This window comes from Bacteroides ovatus, assembly GCF_001314995.1.
Lineage (GTDB): Bacteria > Bacteroidota > Bacteroidia > Bacteroidales > Bacteroidaceae > Bacteroides > Bacteroides ovatus.
Genome location: NZ_CP012938.1, coordinates 2,737,971 through 2,753,823 on the forward strand (window position 1 = coordinate 2,737,971; position 15,853 = coordinate 2,753,823).

Consider the following 15,853-nt stretch of genomic DNA (forward strand, 5'->3'; position numbering starts at 1 on the left):
GCAGTGTTACTAAACAATGTTATGTAACACATCTTTAACATGAACATTTTCGAAACGGGTTAAAAATTATTTTCGCATGGCTATAAACTAATTTCATAGTTGCAACGAGTAATCCGGCACGATGTTATTTTTAGTTGTTTTCCTTTCATACAATAGTTTCCCCGTTGCCTAATCAGTTTTCGTTTGACTTAAGTCAAGCGATAGTTTAACTTAAGTCATTCTATCGTTTGACTTAAGTCAAACGAAAACCCGGCTACAAGTTCGAATCTTATTTATAAAAGAAAAGATCTTAAATTCAGCATTGCAGGAAATTATCTTCTACTAATCGATGGGGAATTATCTATTTAGCGTATTCCTACCCCACTATAAATAATTTCCGTCAACTGCTTTTTTGATATATCTAATAATAGTCTTACTTTTACACCCACAAACCCAAACAGCATAGCTATGGCAGGTATCTATCTTCATATTCCTTTTTGCAAAACGCGCTGCATCTACTGCGACTTCTACTCAACCACTCGCAGCGAACTCAAACCCCGTTATGTACAGGCTCTCTGCCGGGAGTTGACGATGCGTAAAGAATACCTGAAAGGAGAAGATATAGAAACTATTTATTTCGGTGGCGGAACCCCGTCTCAACTGGAAAAAGAGGATTTTGAACAAATATTTGATACCATCCGCGAGCACTACGGATTGAATCATTGTCAGGAAATCACTCTGGAAGCTAATCCGGATGATTTATCGCAGGAATATCTGGAAATGCTTTCCTCACTTCCTTTCAACCGCCTCAGCATGGGAATACAGACTTTTGATGACGCTACGCTCAAACTATTGAGACGCCGCCACAATGCCCGTACAGCCATCGAAGCAATTGACAGATGCCGGAAAGCCGATTTCCAGAACATCAGTATCGACCTAATTTACGGATTGCCCGGAGAAACAAAAGAACGATGGGAAAACGATCTCCGTCAAGCTATCAGTCTGAATGTAGAACATATCTCCGCCTATCACTTGATTTATGAGGAAGATACACCTATATATAATATGTTAAAACAGCACCAAATATCCGAGGTAGACGAAGACTCCAGTTTAGAATTTTTCACATTACTGATAGAGCATTTGCAGAAAGCAGGATTTGAACACTATGAAATTTCCAATTTCTGCCGCCCCGGAAAATATTCCCACCACAACACTTCCTATTGGAAAGGAATAGCTTATCTGGGATGCGGACCATCAGCACATTCTTTTGACGGAATGACACGGGAATGGAATGTGTCTTCAATCGACACTTATATAAAAGGTATAGAAGAAGGCTGCCGTGCTTTCGAGACAGAGTATCTGAACCCAACCATCCGCTACAACGAGTTTATTATCACTACCATCCGTACCGTATGGGGAACACCTATAGAGAAACTGAAACAGATGTTCGGCAATGAAATGTGGAAGTATTGTCAAAAAATGGCTGCACCTTATCTGAAAAATGGTAAACTGGAGGAATACAACGGAGCTTTGCGCCTAACGCGTGAAGGTATTTTTATTTCTGACAGTATAATGAGTGATTTACTTTGGGTAGATTAACAAAACAAACAGCAAGCCGATGACCGAATCAGAAGTTAGAAAGTTATTGCGGCAAATGAAAGAACTGGATTCGCAAACTGCTTTCCGGGACTTTTACAACATGACTTACGATCGCCTCTTCCGCATAGCCTACTACTATGTGAAGCAGGAAGAATGGTCGCAGGAAATCGTTCTCGACGTATTTCTGAAACTATGGAAACAGCGTAGCAATTTACTTGATGTGAGAAACATTGAAGATTATTGTTTCATTCTCGTCAAGAATGCTTCGCTCAATTATCTGGAAAAAGAATCAAAACACACTTACATTCATCCCGATTCTCTGCCGGAGCCACAGGAACAGAGCTATTCACCGGAAGAATCACTCATCAGTGAAGAATTATTTGCTCTTTACGTAAAGGCACTCGACCGGCTTCCGGAACGTTGTAGGGAAGTATTCATTCGCATCCGCGAAGAAAAACAAAGTTATACACAAGTAGCGGAAGAATTAGGTATCAGCATGAATACAGTGGACGCACAACTTCAGAAAGCAATCACACGACTCAAAGAGATGATTTGCCGGGCAGAAATAGATTAACAATTATTTAGAAAAAGAGCGTAGGGAGTTTCTGTCAACCTCCGGTCTTTATCAACAAATAAATCAATCACTAAAAAAGACAGAAAAATGAAAAAGCTAAATGACGCAAACATTGGAATCCTTGTTCTTCTATCAACTTGCCTGTGCCTGTTCTCATGCAACAATGACAACGACAATTTGCCCAAAGACTATGCAGGGTTCGAACATTCGAAGGAAACAGTAGAATGTGAAGGAAACAAATCAGAGTGTGAATTGGAAATTAAAATTGTGGCGATGGAGAAAGCGAAAGAAGACCGGACGGTAGTACTTGCCGCACCTCCTCCGGTAACAGGGCAAGCAGCAGTCATACAACTGACGGAAAAGAAAGTAATCATCAAAGCGGGTAAGAAGTCGGCTACGACTATCATTAAAATCTATCCCAAACAGATGGTATTGAATAAACAGAATGTCACTTTATCCTGCACTCCCCAATGGAAAGAAGGAGGAATCAGCAAACTGACCATTCTGTTGAAACGAAAATAATGGATCAAGAGTAATACAGAAAAAATATGAAACACACCGATACGGAATTAGAAGAAATACTGAATCAGCTCATTGCTTCCACGCGTTCACCGCGAGGGCGTTTTTCAGCAGCAGCCAGTTACCCGGAACTAGAAAAAAGACTGAAGTCGCATACCCGGCATCTGACTTTGATACGCACCTTCTCGGCAGCAGCGGCAGTAGTTCTACTTTGCCTATCGGTATGGACAGCTTATTTATATATGCAACCTGCTGCAATACAAACGATTTCCACTCTGGCAGAGACACGTTCTGTCCGCCTCCCTGATGGTAGTTCCGTCACGCTCAACCATTATTCTTCGCTTTCTTATCCGGAAAAGTTCCAATCGGACAAACGGGAAGTGGAGCTAAATGGAGAAGCCTATTTTGAAGTAAGCAAGGACCCAAAGCATCCGTTTATCGTGCAGACTGAAACGATTGACGTTCAGGTGCTGGGAACCCATTTCAATGTAGATGCATATCATGACAATCCGGATATAAAGACAACGTTATTGTCCGGCTCGGTAGCAGTCAGCAATAAAAGTAAATCTGTTCGTATGGTTTTGAAGCCTAACGAGATTGCTATATATAATAAGGTAGAAGAAAAACTCACCCGCAAGGTTTTAAAGAATGCAGAAGATGAAATTTCCTGGCGACAAGGAGAGTTTATATTCGACGACCTGCCTTTACAAGAGATTGCCCGCGAACTGTCCAACTCATTCGGAGCGACGATCCAGATAGCCGATACAACTTTGCAAAATTACCGGATCACAGCACGATTCCGCGATGGAGAAGATCTGGCAACTATTTTATCTGTATTACATAATGCCGGTTATTTCAACTACTCACAAAACAATAAACAGATTATTATCACTGCTAAACCAGACTAAGATGAATATAATATTCCAAGGTCGCTTCCCTGTCAGAACCATTGTTCTGATAGGGGTGGCACTCCTTATCACCACTCAAATATATGCACAAAATGCGGAGGCCCGGCTTTCGCTGACACTACGAAACGCCACACTAAAAGAATTCGTCAAGCGGATTGAAAACTCAACCGGATATTCTTTTATCTATGGCGAGGAAATTATCATCAAACATAAAATCAATTTGCAGGTAAAGGATAAACCATTGCGTGAAATACTTGACCTCGTATTCAAGAATGAGCAGATCAGTTATCAGTTCACCGGCCGCCATATTCTACTGCAAAAGAAAAAAGAATCAAAAACCGTAGGCCGTAAGTTCACTATCAGCGGATATGTCACGGATGGAACGTCTTCCGAGACGTTGATTGGAACCAATATCATTGAGAGTCATCAGAATCAAGGAACAACCACCAATCCTTACGGTTTTTACAGCATCACTTTGCCCGAAGGAGAAACCGAACTGCGTTTCTCCTATCTGGGTTATGCCACAGAAGCGCATCATTTTACGCTCTCACAAGATACATTGCTGAATATCCGTATGCAGGGAAACACGCAGTTGCAAGAGGTAGTGATCGTTTCCGATAAAACTGAAACGGGCACCGTAGCTACCCAGATGGGCTCTATCGAAATTCCGATGACACAGATTAAAAATACGCCGAGCATACTGGGAGAAGCAGATGTCATGAAAGCCATCCAGCTGATGCCTGGCGTACAGGCAGGAGTAGACGGTTCAGCCGGACTGTATATACGCGGCGGCAGTCCGGACCAGAATCTTATTCTACTGGATGGAACTCCTGTATACAACGTAGACCACATGTTCGGATTCTTTTCGGTTTTTACTCCGGAGGCCGTCAAAAAGGTAACACTATTCAAAAGCTCCTTTCCGGCACGTTTCGGCGGACGTCTTTCTTCCGTCATTGATGTCCGCACCAATGACGGAGACATGCAGAAATACCACGGTACGCTTAGTATCGGATTACTAACCAGCAAAATCAATCTGGAAGGCCCGATTGTGAAAGGAAAAACCTCTTTCAACATTTCCGCCAGACGTTCGTATGTCGATCTCATCGCCAAGCCATTTATGCCGAATGATGAAGAATATGGTTATTACTTTTATGACATCAATGCCAAAATCAATCATAAATTCTCCGACCGGAGCCGTATCTATCTAAGCGTTTACAATGGAAAAGATCATTTTGCCGCCAATTATGATGGAGATACCGACTCCAAGGATGGAAGCACAATGAATTGGGGAAATACCATTGTTTCCGCCAGATGGAACTATATATTCAACAACCGTCTGTTCAGCAACACAACCGTCTCTTACAACAACTATTTATTCGACGTCAACTCATACAACAACAATAAATATGCTAACAGTATGGGAGCTTCGATAATCAACCGATATTCAGCCGATTATCGTTCTGGGATCAATGACTGGAGCTATCAGATTGATTTCGATTATAACCCGTCTCCCACACACCACATTAAATTTGGTACAGGATATATCTATCATCGGTTTCGTCCGGAGGTCATGACATCCAAAATCTCCGAGAAAACAGGAGACAAAGTAGATCGCGACACCACTTACCACAGCATCGCCAACAGCCGGATTTACGGGCATGAGCTATCGGCTTATCTGGAAGACAACATCAAGGTAAATGACCGTCTGCGTCTGAATCTCGGATTACACTTCTCCTTGTTTCAGGTACAGAAGCAGAGTTATTTTTCTTTGCAGCCACGAGTTTCCGCCCGTTATCAACTAGGGAAAGACGTAACTCTGAAAGCCTCTTATACACAAATGAGCCAATACGTACATCTGTTATCATCCATGCCAATCGCAATGCCTACGGACTTATGGGTTCCCGTGACTAAAAAAATCAAACCGATGCGCTCTCACCAATATTCATTAGGCGGATACTATACGGGAATCGAGGGATGGGAATTCTCGGTAGAAGGCTATTATAAAGATATGTATAATGTATTGGAGTATAAGGAGGGAGTCAGCTTCTTCGGTTCTTCTGCCGGTTGGGAAAATAAAGTGGAAATGGGCAAGGGACGTTCGGCAGGTATTGAGTTTATGGCACAGAAGACACTTGGAAGAACGACGGGATGGCTGTCCTACACTTTGTCCAAAAGTGATCGTCAGTTTGCCAAAGGCGGTATCAACAACGGTGAACGGTTTCCATATAAATATGACCGAAGACACAATATCAACCTGACAATCAACCATAAGTTCAACGAACGTATCGACATCGGTGCTTCCTGGGTGTTTTATACAGGTGGAACAAGTACAATCCCTGAAGAGAAAACCGCTGTCATCCGTCCTAGCGATGGCACAAACAACGGATTTGGAGGAGGATATGGATATGGAGATTATTTTGATTCAGGCATAACTTCACCCACCATCGGAGAAGCTTCGTATGTGGAGCATCGTAATAATTACCGGTTACCAGCCAGTCACCGGTTGAATGTGGGAGTCAATTTCAACAAAAAGACCAAACATGGTATGCGTACCTGGAATATCAGTCTGTATAATGCATATAATGCGATGAATCCTACCTTCGTATATCGCAGCACCAGCAAAAACGATCCCTACAAACCGATTATCAAGAAGTATACTATACTTCCATTAATTCCATCATTCACTTACACTTATAGATTCTAAACCCATTATGAGAACTCGTATATATTATCCATTTATCCTGTTAATAGCATTACTGACAACAGTATCTTGCGAAAACGAACTCCCGTTTAGTGTAAAGGACAATCCCCCCAAACTAGTGATGAACGCACTAATCAATGCAGATAGTCTGACCAATGTTCTTTACCTCAATTTCACGGGAAGAGGATACGCCACTCATGCAGAAAAAGCCACCGTGGAAGTACGTGTTAACGGACAGTTGTCAGAAAGTTTACGTCCGCTCCCACCCCAGGCGGAAGGAGATATGCAATGCCGCTTCAACATTTCCGGCAAGTTCTCTCCCGGAGATGTAGTACGTATCGACGCTCTCACTGACGACGGACAGTATCACGCATGGGCTGAAGTTACCGTTCCACAGCGTCCCCACGAAATAACTGATATCGATACGGTCACTGTTCCACTGACACAGTATTATTATACACAGAATTATCTCCGATATAAAATCAACATCAAAGATCGCCCCAACGAAAATAATTTCTATCGACTTATCATGGATAAGCAAATGACAGTGAAAGACTATAATAATGAAATAGGCGAATATGTCACTCAAACCACACACCGTTATCATTTTATATCTCGCGAAGATGTTGTGTTGACGGACGGACAGCCTACCAACAGCGATGACGAAGATAATGGCATGTTCGACACTGTAAAGAATATATATGGGGTGTTTGACGACTCACGATTCAAAAATACATCTTATACCATGACAGTTTACAACCAGACAAATGTTGAGGGGCTTTCCAAATATGGAACGAATGTAAAGATGGATATTATTGTGCGTCTGTTAAGCATTACAGAAACCGAATATTACTATCTGAAAGCACTCAACCTGGCAGATTCCGACGCTTATGATGAGACAATAAACGAACCAATCAAATATCCCGGCAATGTGCACGGAGGGGTCGGGATTGTCGGGATCAGTACGGAGACAAGCAAAATCATTCATATAGAAAAGCCATGGATATGATTTCTGACGGAGGCACTGCTTACCGAATGTAACAGTAGCACCTGCTGTCATCTGATAGATAATCAGAAAGGAAAAATGATTCCCGATTCCGCCTATCGGCTGGAAGTAAAAATCAGAAAGAATGAGACGTGTGCCAGAATCAAACTCAACCAGTCAAGTATCCCTTGGTTTGAGGGAGAAATGTTGGAGGTTGTCAATAACAAAATTCGCCCGGCAGCTTCCAGTCTTGCCATTTCTATCCGCCTCACTCAAAAGGAAGATTGCCTGCTTGATAAAACCTACTCTACAGAATATCAGCAAACTACCAAAGCGCAAAGATTCGAAGATTCACCATCCGCCAATGCCGCTTGCCTGGATGATATGACCGAATGTTTGTCAATGGCTACGAAAGAAATCGTGGAGGAGATTAGTCGGGATATACATTTAATACTATCTTTGCAGCCAAAAAGCAGACACTAACTATGTTTATCATTATTGGAATTATGCTGACAGGCATGCTTCTTGGCTACTTGTTGCGCAGTAAAAGACTATCATGGATACACAGGATAATTACTCTTCTTATATGGATTCTCCTCTTTCTTCTCGGAATAGATGTAGGAGGTAACGAATCTATTATCAAAGGTTTGCATACTCTCGGACTGGAAGCTATTATCATCACGGTAGCTGCCGTTGCAGGAAGTACGTTATGCGCCTGGGGATTATGGTACCTATTATATAAATGGAATGGAGGAAAGGAGACAAAAGCATGAAAGGTAGTTTGATTATCATCTCTTTCTTCATTATCGGTACTCTTTGTGGAGTTTATCATCTTATTCCATACGACTTCACCGACAGCAAGCTCAGTTACTATGCCCTCTGCGGACTCATGTTCTGCGTAGGCATCAGTATCGGCAACGATCCGAATACTTTGAAGAGTTTTCGCTCCCTGAATCCGCGGCTTGTATTCCTTCCCATCATGACGATCATTGGCACATTAGCAGGTTGCGCCGTAGCAGGAGCCTTTATGAGCCAACGAGGTCCTTTAGACTGTATGGCAGTCGGAGCCGGATTTGGCTATTATTCACTTTCCAGCATTTTCATTACCGAATACAAAGGTCCCGAATTGGGAACTATTGCGTTACTTTCCAATATCATGCGTGAAATCATCGCTTTGCTGTGTGCGCCATTATTAGTGAAGTATTTCGGAAAGCTAGCCCCTATTTCTGTTGGTGGAGCCACTACAATGGATACCACTCTTCCTATTATTACCCGATATTCGGGAAAAGAATTTGTAATCATTTCCATTTTCCATGGTTTTGTTGTTGATTTCAGTGTTCCTTTCCTAGTCACGTTCCTTTGCTCAATATCATTTTAATAGGAATAAATCCTAAAAAGCAGATTATTTTCACTATCGTTTTCGCACACGTATTACAAATATGTTTCATAAAGAACCGTTTTTGTATCAAAAAGCATATCATCTCTTGACTTACATCAAGAAATGAGGCTAAATAGAATCTTTTCCTTTTCTTTATTTTTATGCTATAAAACATATTCTTATATTTGCATAGGTAAAAAGAAAAAACTAAGCGCTTAGACTAATTTTCAATAGGTATTAGATTTGTTTTTAGGAATAGTTTTTAGGTATAACAATTAAAAAAGTAGGTATTATGAAACGTTTAGGATTAACATTAGTGGCAGCGCTCTGCCTTGCTGCTACAACATTTGCAGCCGGAAATCAACCTACAACTGCAAAATGGGAAGGTAACATCAATGTTAGTAAATTAGGTAAATATTTGAACTTGAATTCAGTTCAGAGTGAAGAGGTTGCAAACATCTGCGATTATTTCTCCGAACAGATGTCAAGAGCCACAACAGCAAAGAAAGATAAAGAAGCTAAATTGCGTAACGCTGTTTATGGTAACTTGAAGCTGATGAGAAAGACTCTTAGTGCTGAACAGTATGCCAAGTATGCCGCATTGATGAACATCACTTTACAGAATAAAGGTATTGAACTGAATAAGTAAAATGAGTAATATGCAAAAGAGAGAGAGGGTGGAAGCCAGTTTGGGCTTCCACTTTTTTTATCCCATTATTTAATAGTCACCATCGTAGCTCCAAATCCATATTCCTGGAAAGAAGCATCCTGATAACGGCAATTACTATATTTCCGTTTCAATTCATCAACGATAGCTTTCCGAAGCACACCATCTCCTTTGCCGTGAATAAAGACAATCTTCTGCTCACGTTTGTTCTTATAGACTTCCATCACTTCGCGAAACTTATCCAATTGATAGTTCAGTATTTCAGCATTACCCATTCCTTGAGTATCATCCAGTAGAGAGTCGATATGAAGATCTATTTCAACAATCTCACTCTTTCCACCATGAGCATGATTCGGTTTCACAATAGGTTGTGATCTGGGCTTATCTACAGATTTCTTCTGCAGCAAAGCCTCTTGAAGTTCTTCTGCCGAAACATATACTTGCTTGGTAGGCATATCATCTTTCACAATGTCATAAATCAACGCCGGTTCTTCGAAGAAATCAGAATCGCTAAAGGTATGAAGTTTATAGAACTTCACGGTATCAATCCGTATTTCCACACTGACAGCCGGTTTGATAGCCGCAGGCTTACCATCTTTGAAAGCAATCAACTGAACGGCCACCCGCTCCATATCATTCAGTACATCTTTTGTAAACTCCTCTAACAGCAATTTCGTATTAGGTTCCACCAACCCGTGCGAACGGTTCTTCCAGGCTTTTCCTTCTGCACTCAAATAAGTGTAATACAAATAATAATTGCTATCATTTACCAAATAAGTCTCGAAAGGAGTAGTCATCATAGCCTTTGCATCTTCAGGCACATAAGCCAGAAATACATTCAGCGTATCTCCCCCCTTCACTTCCGGCTGGCGTTGAATGACGGGCATCTCCGGTTTTACCGGTTTAGCAGGTCCCTCTTGTTTCGGAGCAGAAGAAGTCGGTTTACGCCTCATATTATAGTCATCTGTTTCAATCACGACACACTCGCGTATCGGCATTGGAATATCAAACCCATCTGCATCTTCTACCAACACAAAATCCTTTCCCTGGAATCCAGTTACGATTCCACCGCCTACCTCACTAAGAAAGCGTACTTTATCTCCTATTTTCATTATTGTATATCCAATTAAAATTCAAACTCAAAAAAACGAGTAACAAAGATAGAGATTTCTATGAAATTAAATGGAGATTCGGTTCTAAAAACAAACCGTCTGCCTTTATTCCTCTTTTTATTGTAACTTTGCACCCGACGAAATACCAAACATATAATCTAAAATTCACCATTAACGACGAAAACCGATGAAAGAACTTATTAAAGTCATTGCTTTTGATGCAGACGATACCTTGTGGAGCAATGAACCTTTTTTCCAGGAAATAGAGAAACAATATACAGACCTATTAAAGCCTTATGGCACTTCTGAAGATATTTCAGCCGCTTTATTTCAAACAGAAATGAATAATCTGAAATATCTCGGATATGGAGCCAAAGCTTTCACCATTTCTATGGTAGAGACAGCTTTGCATGTGAGTGGACAAAAGATTTCAGGAACAGACATCCAACATATTATTGAATTAGGCAAATCATTACTGAAAATGCCAATTGAACTATTGCCGGGAGTAAAAGAAACGCTTAAAGTATTGAAAGAGAAAGGAAAATACAAATTAGTAGTTGCCACTAAAGGAGATTTGCTCGATCAGGAGAATAAGCTGGGACGTTCCGGATTAGCCTCTTATTTCGATCACATTGAAGTGATGTCCGATAAAACAGAGAAAGAATATCAACGAATGTTGAATATCTTACAGATTGCTCCTTCCGAATTTGTCATGATTGGCAATTCTCTGAAATCGGACATTCAACCTGTTCTATCGCTGGGAGGATATGGCATACATATTCCTTTTGAAGTGATGTGGAAACATGAAGTAGTAGACACATTCACACATGACCATCTGAAACAGGTGAAAAGATTTGATGAGTTGCTGCTTTGGTTTTAAATAAGTTCTGTTCTTTCTTCAGATAAGCTTCGAATCTGAAGAAAGAAATCAGTAAATAATGCCATCTTATTGGATTACAAATCCAACAGTTTCATCAATTCAGCAGCCCGACACGCTTCTATCGAATTACCGACAGAGAGTTTCTCCAAAATATTCTGCCGGTGTCGATTGACTGTATTCACACTAATATAAAGGGCAGCTGCTATTTCTTTACTAGATAGTCCTTTACGTATACAGCGAAGTATTTCCTTTTCGCGTTCGGATAGGATATTGCGATGTTCTTCCGAAAGAAAGAGGGTTTCGACTTCTCCACGTTCCATATGAGTAATAGTGGGACATATCCCCTGCTCCGTTCGTTGATCTGCAGACAAGGTATAAAGACAAAAAATCAACCATACACTTCCGGAAGGAGTATTTTCCATAATCTGCACTAAATTATCAATATACTGATAGACTCCTTTCTCATTCATCATACGTATTCTGCATCTTCCCCGGTACTTCAACCGTTCTTCGGAAGACATCGAAAAGGTCTTCTGAAAAAACTGATACTCCAATAACCGCTTTTCTACCAAGTCTTCAGGATGAATACGCCGATAAATACAATCTTCATCCATAGAATCAATCACACTCAAAGCAGCTTCTTCGGGAGTTAAGCCTAGAAAATGCGCCCAAGGATGAACGGCAATGTAACTTTTCCTATTCGAAAGATCTGAAATAACAGCACATCCACCATTAATCTCCGTCAATGAATGAATAAAGCGTTGATGTTGCTCTACAACTCCATTGTCCAATATTTCATCGGCTATCAGTTGTGTCGCATAAACTTCATCTATTTCCTTTTGTAATACATCCATCTTATAAAATGGTTATTATTCAGTATTGTTGCACACGGAGGTATGAGCTATCTTTGCACCACAAAGATAATCAAATAAGAAATGATCATGAAACATTTAAAAATCAAAATCATGTCAATAGCCTTTATGGCAGTAGCAACTTCTTCTATGGCACAAAGTTTGAATAAGATGAACTGGCTGAACGAGCCTCAACAGTGGGAAATAAAAGATGGCAAAACCTTAGTGATGGATGTTCCTGCAAAAACAGACTTTTGGAGGATTTCTCATTATGGATTCACAGTGGACGACGGACCTTTCTATTATGCGACTTATGGTGGAGAATTTGAAGCCAAAGTAAAGATAACCGGCAACTATGTCACCACCTTTGACCAAATGGGATTAATGCTGCGCATCGACCATGAGAACTGGATAAAAGCAGGTGTGGAATACGTTGATGGCAAACAGAATGTAAGTGCCGTGGTTACGCATCGGACTAGTGACTGGAGTGTAGTACAATTGCCGGATGCTCCCCGCTCTATATGGATAAAAGCAGTCCGTCGCCTGGATGCAGTAGAAATATTTTTCTCACGTGATGATAAAGAATATATTATGATGCGCACTTGTTGGTTACAAGATAATTGTCCTGTCATGGTAGGATTAATGGGAGCTTGTCCGGACGGGAAAGGGTTCACCGCTACATTCGAAGAATTTAAAGTGACTCCATTAGCCGATCAACGAAGACTGGAATGGGCAAAAAGGCAAATAAACAAATAAAAATCAGTCCTGATGCTATTTATTTAAATAGAGAGAAAGCTCTTTATAATATAAATATGGTAGTATATCTTACTTTAAATGTTCTATTTTTAATATGATGAGTATAAATAGCATCACACGGATTTCCTCTTCCAGCAGTTCTGTTGTATAAAATAATGCAAGAATATACAGTTCCCGAGGAGTTTTTTACATAAAAACAGTCAAAAGATACACTATAATAAACTTATTGACAATCGTTTCTTTAAAAGGAGTAACCAGTTCCTTTTAAAGGAACGATTCATTGATCGGTGAGAAACACTTTATTCCTTTAAAAGGAGCATATAAAACTTTATTTTAAGTGCTATCCCAGAGCTAACCTACACCTGAAACAGCCAACACTCCACATATCAATTTGAGACAAAACAAAGGCAAGTTCTATACATCTATTCTATAAAAGACGCAGACTAAAACAAATTATTCCAAAACACAATCGATTTATTTCTTTTCTAAATTCGAAAACAGCAAATCCGTCTCATTTTCAACTCATGCCTAAATATATCCTGCATATATAGAATTATACAACGATAAAATATACGTTTTTTCATATATTATCGCCAAAACCGTATATACTTATCTTTCTCACGATCCAACGCACCTTCATCGACACAATCACCCAACCGGAACCATGAATGTTCTATCAATGAGCCTCTCTTTTTAACAGACTTATCCCAGTTTCCTATCACTTGTCCTTCATGAAGAACAATCGGATAAAACAGACCATTATTGGTAAATGCTTTCGAGTAATGCTCTTTAGGCAAAACGTCTGTCCGGTCTTTATAACCAAGCAAATATTCATCATAAGAAGGAAGAAGATGCAAACTGCCGGTAACTTTTCCACGAGTCCGGCAATCTTCATGAATATACCATGTCTGTCCATTCCATTCTTCTGCCGTTAATTCCGAATCAATCAAATAAATAGCTTGACGTGCATCTGTAATAGGCAGCCCCGACCACCAGACAAAATCTTGCAAAACAGCAGGAGCATGACTACGAAAATAGCTTCTAGCCAAACGAGCCAAAGATTCATCTTTGGTCAATTCCGGCATCGGCGGAACACGCTCTTCCAAAAGCGCATACGTACATTTACTTCCTTTATCTTCCCCACTACATACAATCCCCACCTGCTCCGCACGAGCCATAAAGCGGGTCATACGATGATTATCCGCTACAATCCCCGAACGGTTAAAATGCTCGGCAATCTCCTGCCTCGTCAGGCTTTTCTTCCCACAAAGAATTTTCTCCAACAGATTATGACTTTTCGTATAGAGCTCTTCAGAAATTTCCAAGTCATGCCCCTTCGCATAAGACTCATTAGCAGATATAATACGCCCGGCGGAAAGTTTCAACATCCACCGGATATCTTCTGCTGCTACGAGATGCCATGTCGGACGCATTACATGAGTCCGCAGGATTTCACCATCACGGAGCGCTTTTTCCACAGTTTGAATCGTTGCTGACTTCAAACGCATTCCTACTGCCCATTTCACCATGGAATAATTCTGTGCCTGCATAGCTCCCATCCAGGACACAAGTTCCTTGGGTTGAAAGAAAAGAGGACTTAATAACTGTTGGTTGAGTAAACGTATATTCGGTATTTTCATCATACTTATTTATAAAAGAAAAAACAGTTGTTCTTTGATTAAATGACACGAGTAATGGAATGTAACAAAACAGAAGACAAGAAGTCTCTAATATAAATATGTTCTATCCCTTCATAAGTATTTTCAAACATTTTTTCTCCGGACACTACCACTTTCGGATAATTATCTTTAATCTTCAATAAATTCCCGAATTCTCTTTCAATAGTTTCCTGTTTAGAAAGTTCAAGAGAGACTTGCACATAGAGAATCTCTCCATTCCGTTTACAGACAAAATCTATTTCTTCCGTACCCAATGTCCCGATTTTTACATCATATCCACTATATACCAAATGATTATAAACCAAGTTCTCCAAACGCATCGCTCTGTCCTGTGGCTTGTACCCCGTAATCACATTACGAATCCCCATATTCTCAAAATAATACTTCTCCCCTCTTTCGAATAATTTCTTTCCGGCAATATCATACCTTCCTACCCTATGTACAATAAAAGCATCCGATAATGCCATCGCATACTCACTCACAACATAAGGAGAAATATCCACTTTCTGACTTTTCAGAAAATCACTAATACTCTTGCTGGAAAATAAGTTGCCAATGTTACCTGCCAAGAACGAAACTAGTTGTTCCAAAAAGACCGTATTCCTTATATTCTTTCTCTGAATCACATCTTTTAATATAATGGTAGAGTAAATGCTCCTCAAATACTCCATAACAACAGGTTCTTCCATCGGCAAATGTATCAGATAAGGCAATCCTCCATAATGAATATATTTCTCCAATGACGCATCCGTATTCTCCAGTTCATGGAAATCCAGAAATTCAATATACGACAAACTATAAACCACAAATTCAACATACCGACCTCCCAATTCATTCGCTAAATCACTGGAAAATATCTCTGAATTACTGCCTGTCACATATATATCATTATTATCATCCAATGCCAACGAACGGATAGCCAACCTGAAATCTTGTATTTCCTGTATTTCATCGACAAAAATATAGTTCATTCTATCATCTACCGATTTTGAAAGAATATAATCATTCAGTTCTTTATAAGTCTTTATATCTATGAAATTGACATCTTCCTTATTTATATAGATAATATTCGCATCACTCTCTTCTTTCCGTATCAACTCCATGAGTTGATACAAAATAAAGCTTTTACCGACACGACGATGACCGACCATCACTTTTACCAATGTTTTCCTCATGAAAGGTCTTATGCGGTCAACATAAGTGTTTCTTTGTTTAATTATGCGAGGTATTTTCATTCTACTTCTTTTTAAATACGATTGCAATAC

The 15,853-nt window shown here is 40.1% G+C and carries 16 protein-coding genes; 12 read left to right on the forward strand and 4 right to left on the reverse strand.

Annotation, left to right across the window (positions count from 1 at the left end):
* Positions 1-447 precede the first annotated feature (447 nt).
* The 10 genes from hemW to Bovatus_RS10950 all read left to right on the forward strand — a co-directional run bounded on the left by hemW (position 448) and on the right by Bovatus_RS10950 (position 9,292).
* On the forward strand, positions 448-1,578 hold the full coding sequence (hemW, locus tag Bovatus_RS10905; protein ID WP_052587947.1) for a radical SAM family heme chaperone HemW: 1,131 nt from the start codon (positions 448-450) through the stop codon (positions 1,576-1,578).
* Positions 1,579-1,597: 19 nt separating this feature from the next.
* On the forward strand, positions 1,598-2,152 hold the full coding sequence (locus Bovatus_RS10910) for an RNA polymerase sigma-70 factor (protein WP_004299322.1): 555 nt from the start codon (positions 1,598-1,600) through the stop codon (positions 2,150-2,152).
* A gap of 87 nt (positions 2,153-2,239) precedes the next feature.
* Complete coding sequence (locus Bovatus_RS10915; RefSeq protein WP_004299320.1) at positions 2,240-2,674, forward strand: hypothetical protein; 435 nt, start codon at positions 2,240-2,242, stop codon at positions 2,672-2,674.
* Positions 2,675-2,700: 26 nt separating this feature from the next.
* Positions 2,701-3,579 carry a FecR family protein gene (locus Bovatus_RS10920; protein WP_004299319.1) on the forward strand — a complete coding sequence of 293 codons (879 nt, stop codon included), beginning with the start codon at positions 2,701-2,703 and terminating at the stop codon, positions 3,577-3,579.
* Position 3,580: 1 nt separating this feature from the next.
* Positions 3,581-6,283: a TonB-dependent receptor gene (locus Bovatus_RS10925; protein WP_004299318.1), complete on the forward strand. Its 2,703-nt coding sequence runs from the start codon at positions 3,581-3,583 to the stop codon at positions 6,281-6,283.
* A 7-nt stretch (positions 6,284-6,290) separates the two neighbouring features.
* Positions 6,291-7,289 (forward strand): DUF4249 domain-containing protein, encoded by a 999-nt coding sequence (locus tag Bovatus_RS10930; RefSeq protein ID WP_004299317.1) that lies wholly within the window; start codon positions 6,291-6,293, stop codon positions 7,287-7,289.
* 75 nt (positions 7,290-7,364) lie between these two features.
* Positions 7,365-7,748: a hypothetical protein gene (locus Bovatus_RS10935; protein WP_004299316.1), complete on the forward strand. Its 384-nt coding sequence runs from the start codon at positions 7,365-7,367 to the stop codon at positions 7,746-7,748.
* 2 nt (positions 7,749-7,750) lie between these two features.
* Entirely contained in the window at positions 7,751-8,038 is a 288-nt protein-coding gene (locus Bovatus_RS10940; RefSeq protein ID WP_004299315.1) for a LysO family transporter, read from the forward strand.
* The gene (locus Bovatus_RS10945) at positions 8,035-8,643 is read left to right on the forward strand and encodes a LysO family transporter (protein WP_004299314.1); all 609 of its coding nucleotides are present in this window, start codon (positions 8,035-8,037) and stop codon (positions 8,641-8,643) included. Before Bovatus_RS10940 ends, Bovatus_RS10945 begins: the two co-directional genes overlap by 4 nt.
* A gap of 292 nt (positions 8,644-8,935) precedes the next feature.
* Positions 8,936-9,292, forward strand: a complete 357-nt coding sequence (locus tag Bovatus_RS10950) for a hypothetical protein (RefSeq protein ID WP_004299310.1) — start codon at positions 8,936-8,938, stop codon at positions 9,290-9,292.
* A gap of 65 nt (positions 9,293-9,357) precedes the next feature.
* Here Bovatus_RS10950 and Bovatus_RS10955 read toward each other — a convergent pair whose 3' ends face one another.
* A complete protein-coding gene (locus Bovatus_RS10955; protein WP_004299308.1) occupies positions 9,358-10,422 on the reverse strand; it encodes a DUF2027 domain-containing protein in 1,065 nt (354 codons plus the stop codon).
* Positions 10,423-10,609: 187 nt separating this feature from the next.
* On the opposite strand from Bovatus_RS10955, the gene Bovatus_RS10965 reads away from it, so the two are divergent.
* Positions 10,610-11,302, forward strand: a complete 693-nt coding sequence (locus tag Bovatus_RS10965; RefSeq protein ID WP_004299303.1) for an HAD family hydrolase — start codon at positions 10,610-10,612, stop codon at positions 11,300-11,302.
* A 74-nt stretch (positions 11,303-11,376) separates the two neighbouring features.
* Here Bovatus_RS10965 and Bovatus_RS10970 read toward each other — a convergent pair whose 3' ends face one another.
* The gene (locus tag Bovatus_RS10970) at positions 11,377-12,156 is read right to left on the reverse strand and encodes a response regulator transcription factor (RefSeq protein ID WP_004299300.1); all 780 of its coding nucleotides are present in this window, start codon (positions 12,154-12,156) and stop codon (positions 11,377-11,379) included.
* Between the two features lie 81 nt (positions 12,157-12,237).
* Between Bovatus_RS10970 and Bovatus_RS10975 the strand changes: the two genes are divergently transcribed.
* The gene (locus tag Bovatus_RS10975) at positions 12,238-12,909 is read left to right on the forward strand and encodes a DUF1349 domain-containing protein (RefSeq protein WP_004299298.1); all 672 of its coding nucleotides are present in this window, start codon (positions 12,238-12,240) and stop codon (positions 12,907-12,909) included.
* A gap of 587 nt (positions 12,910-13,496) precedes the next feature.
* On the opposite strand, the gene Bovatus_RS10980 is transcribed toward Bovatus_RS10975, so the two are convergent.
* Together Bovatus_RS10980 and Bovatus_RS10985 are read right to left on the reverse strand one after the other, a co-directional pair.
* On the reverse strand, positions 13,497-14,549 hold the full coding sequence (locus Bovatus_RS10980; RefSeq protein ID WP_052587956.1) for a winged helix DNA-binding domain-containing protein: 1,053 nt from the start codon (positions 14,547-14,549) through the stop codon (positions 13,497-13,499).
* A gap of 38 nt (positions 14,550-14,587) precedes the next feature.
* Positions 14,588-15,823 carry an ATP-binding protein gene (locus tag Bovatus_RS10985; protein ID WP_004299291.1) on the reverse strand — a complete coding sequence of 412 codons (1,236 nt, stop codon included), beginning with the start codon at positions 15,821-15,823 and terminating at the stop codon, positions 14,588-14,590.
* Between the last annotated feature and the right edge of the window lie 30 nt (positions 15,824-15,853).

Coding starts and splice junctions, on each gene's coding strand:
- hemW (WP_052587947.1), top strand. CDS start 448: ATGGCAGGTATCTATCTTCATATTCCTTTTTGCAAAACGCGCTGCATC.
- Bovatus_RS10910 (WP_004299322.1), top strand. CDS start 1,598: ATGACCGAATCAGAAGTTAGAAAGTTATTGCGGCAAATGAAAGAACTG.
- Bovatus_RS10915 (WP_004299320.1), top strand. CDS start 2,240: ATGAAAAAGCTAAATGACGCAAACATTGGAATCCTTGTTCTTCTATCA.
- Bovatus_RS10920 (WP_004299319.1), top strand. CDS start 2,701: ATGAAACACACCGATACGGAATTAGAAGAAATACTGAATCAGCTCATT.
- Bovatus_RS10925 (WP_004299318.1), top strand. CDS start 3,581: ATGAATATAATATTCCAAGGTCGCTTCCCTGTCAGAACCATTGTTCTG.
- Bovatus_RS10930 (WP_004299317.1), top strand. CDS start 6,291: ATGAGAACTCGTATATATTATCCATTTATCCTGTTAATAGCATTACTG.
- Bovatus_RS10935 (WP_004299316.1), top strand. CDS start 7,365: ATGATTCCCGATTCCGCCTATCGGCTGGAAGTAAAAATCAGAAAGAAT.
- Bovatus_RS10940 (WP_004299315.1), top strand. CDS start 7,751: ATGTTTATCATTATTGGAATTATGCTGACAGGCATGCTTCTTGGCTAC.
- Bovatus_RS10945 (WP_004299314.1), top strand. CDS start 8,035: ATGAAAGGTAGTTTGATTATCATCTCTTTCTTCATTATCGGTACTCTT.
- Bovatus_RS10950 (WP_004299310.1), top strand. CDS start 8,936: ATGAAACGTTTAGGATTAACATTAGTGGCAGCGCTCTGCCTTGCTGCT.
- Bovatus_RS10955 (WP_004299308.1), bottom strand. CDS start 10,422: ATGAAAATAGGAGATAAAGTACGCTTTCTTAGTGAGGTAGGCGGTGGA.
- Bovatus_RS10965 (WP_004299303.1), top strand. CDS start 10,610: ATGAAAGAACTTATTAAAGTCATTGCTTTTGATGCAGACGATACCTTG.
- Bovatus_RS10970 (WP_004299300.1), bottom strand. CDS start 12,156: ATGGATGTATTACAAAAGGAAATAGATGAAGTTTATGCGACACAACTG.
- Bovatus_RS10975 (WP_004299298.1), top strand. CDS start 12,238: ATGATCATGAAACATTTAAAAATCAAAATCATGTCAATAGCCTTTATG.
- Bovatus_RS10980 (WP_052587956.1), bottom strand. CDS start 14,549: ATGAAAATACCGAATATACGTTTACTCAACCAACAGTTATTAAGTCCT.
- Bovatus_RS10985 (WP_004299291.1), bottom strand. CDS start 15,823: ATGAAAATACCTCGCATAATTAAACAAAGAAACACTTATGTTGACCGC.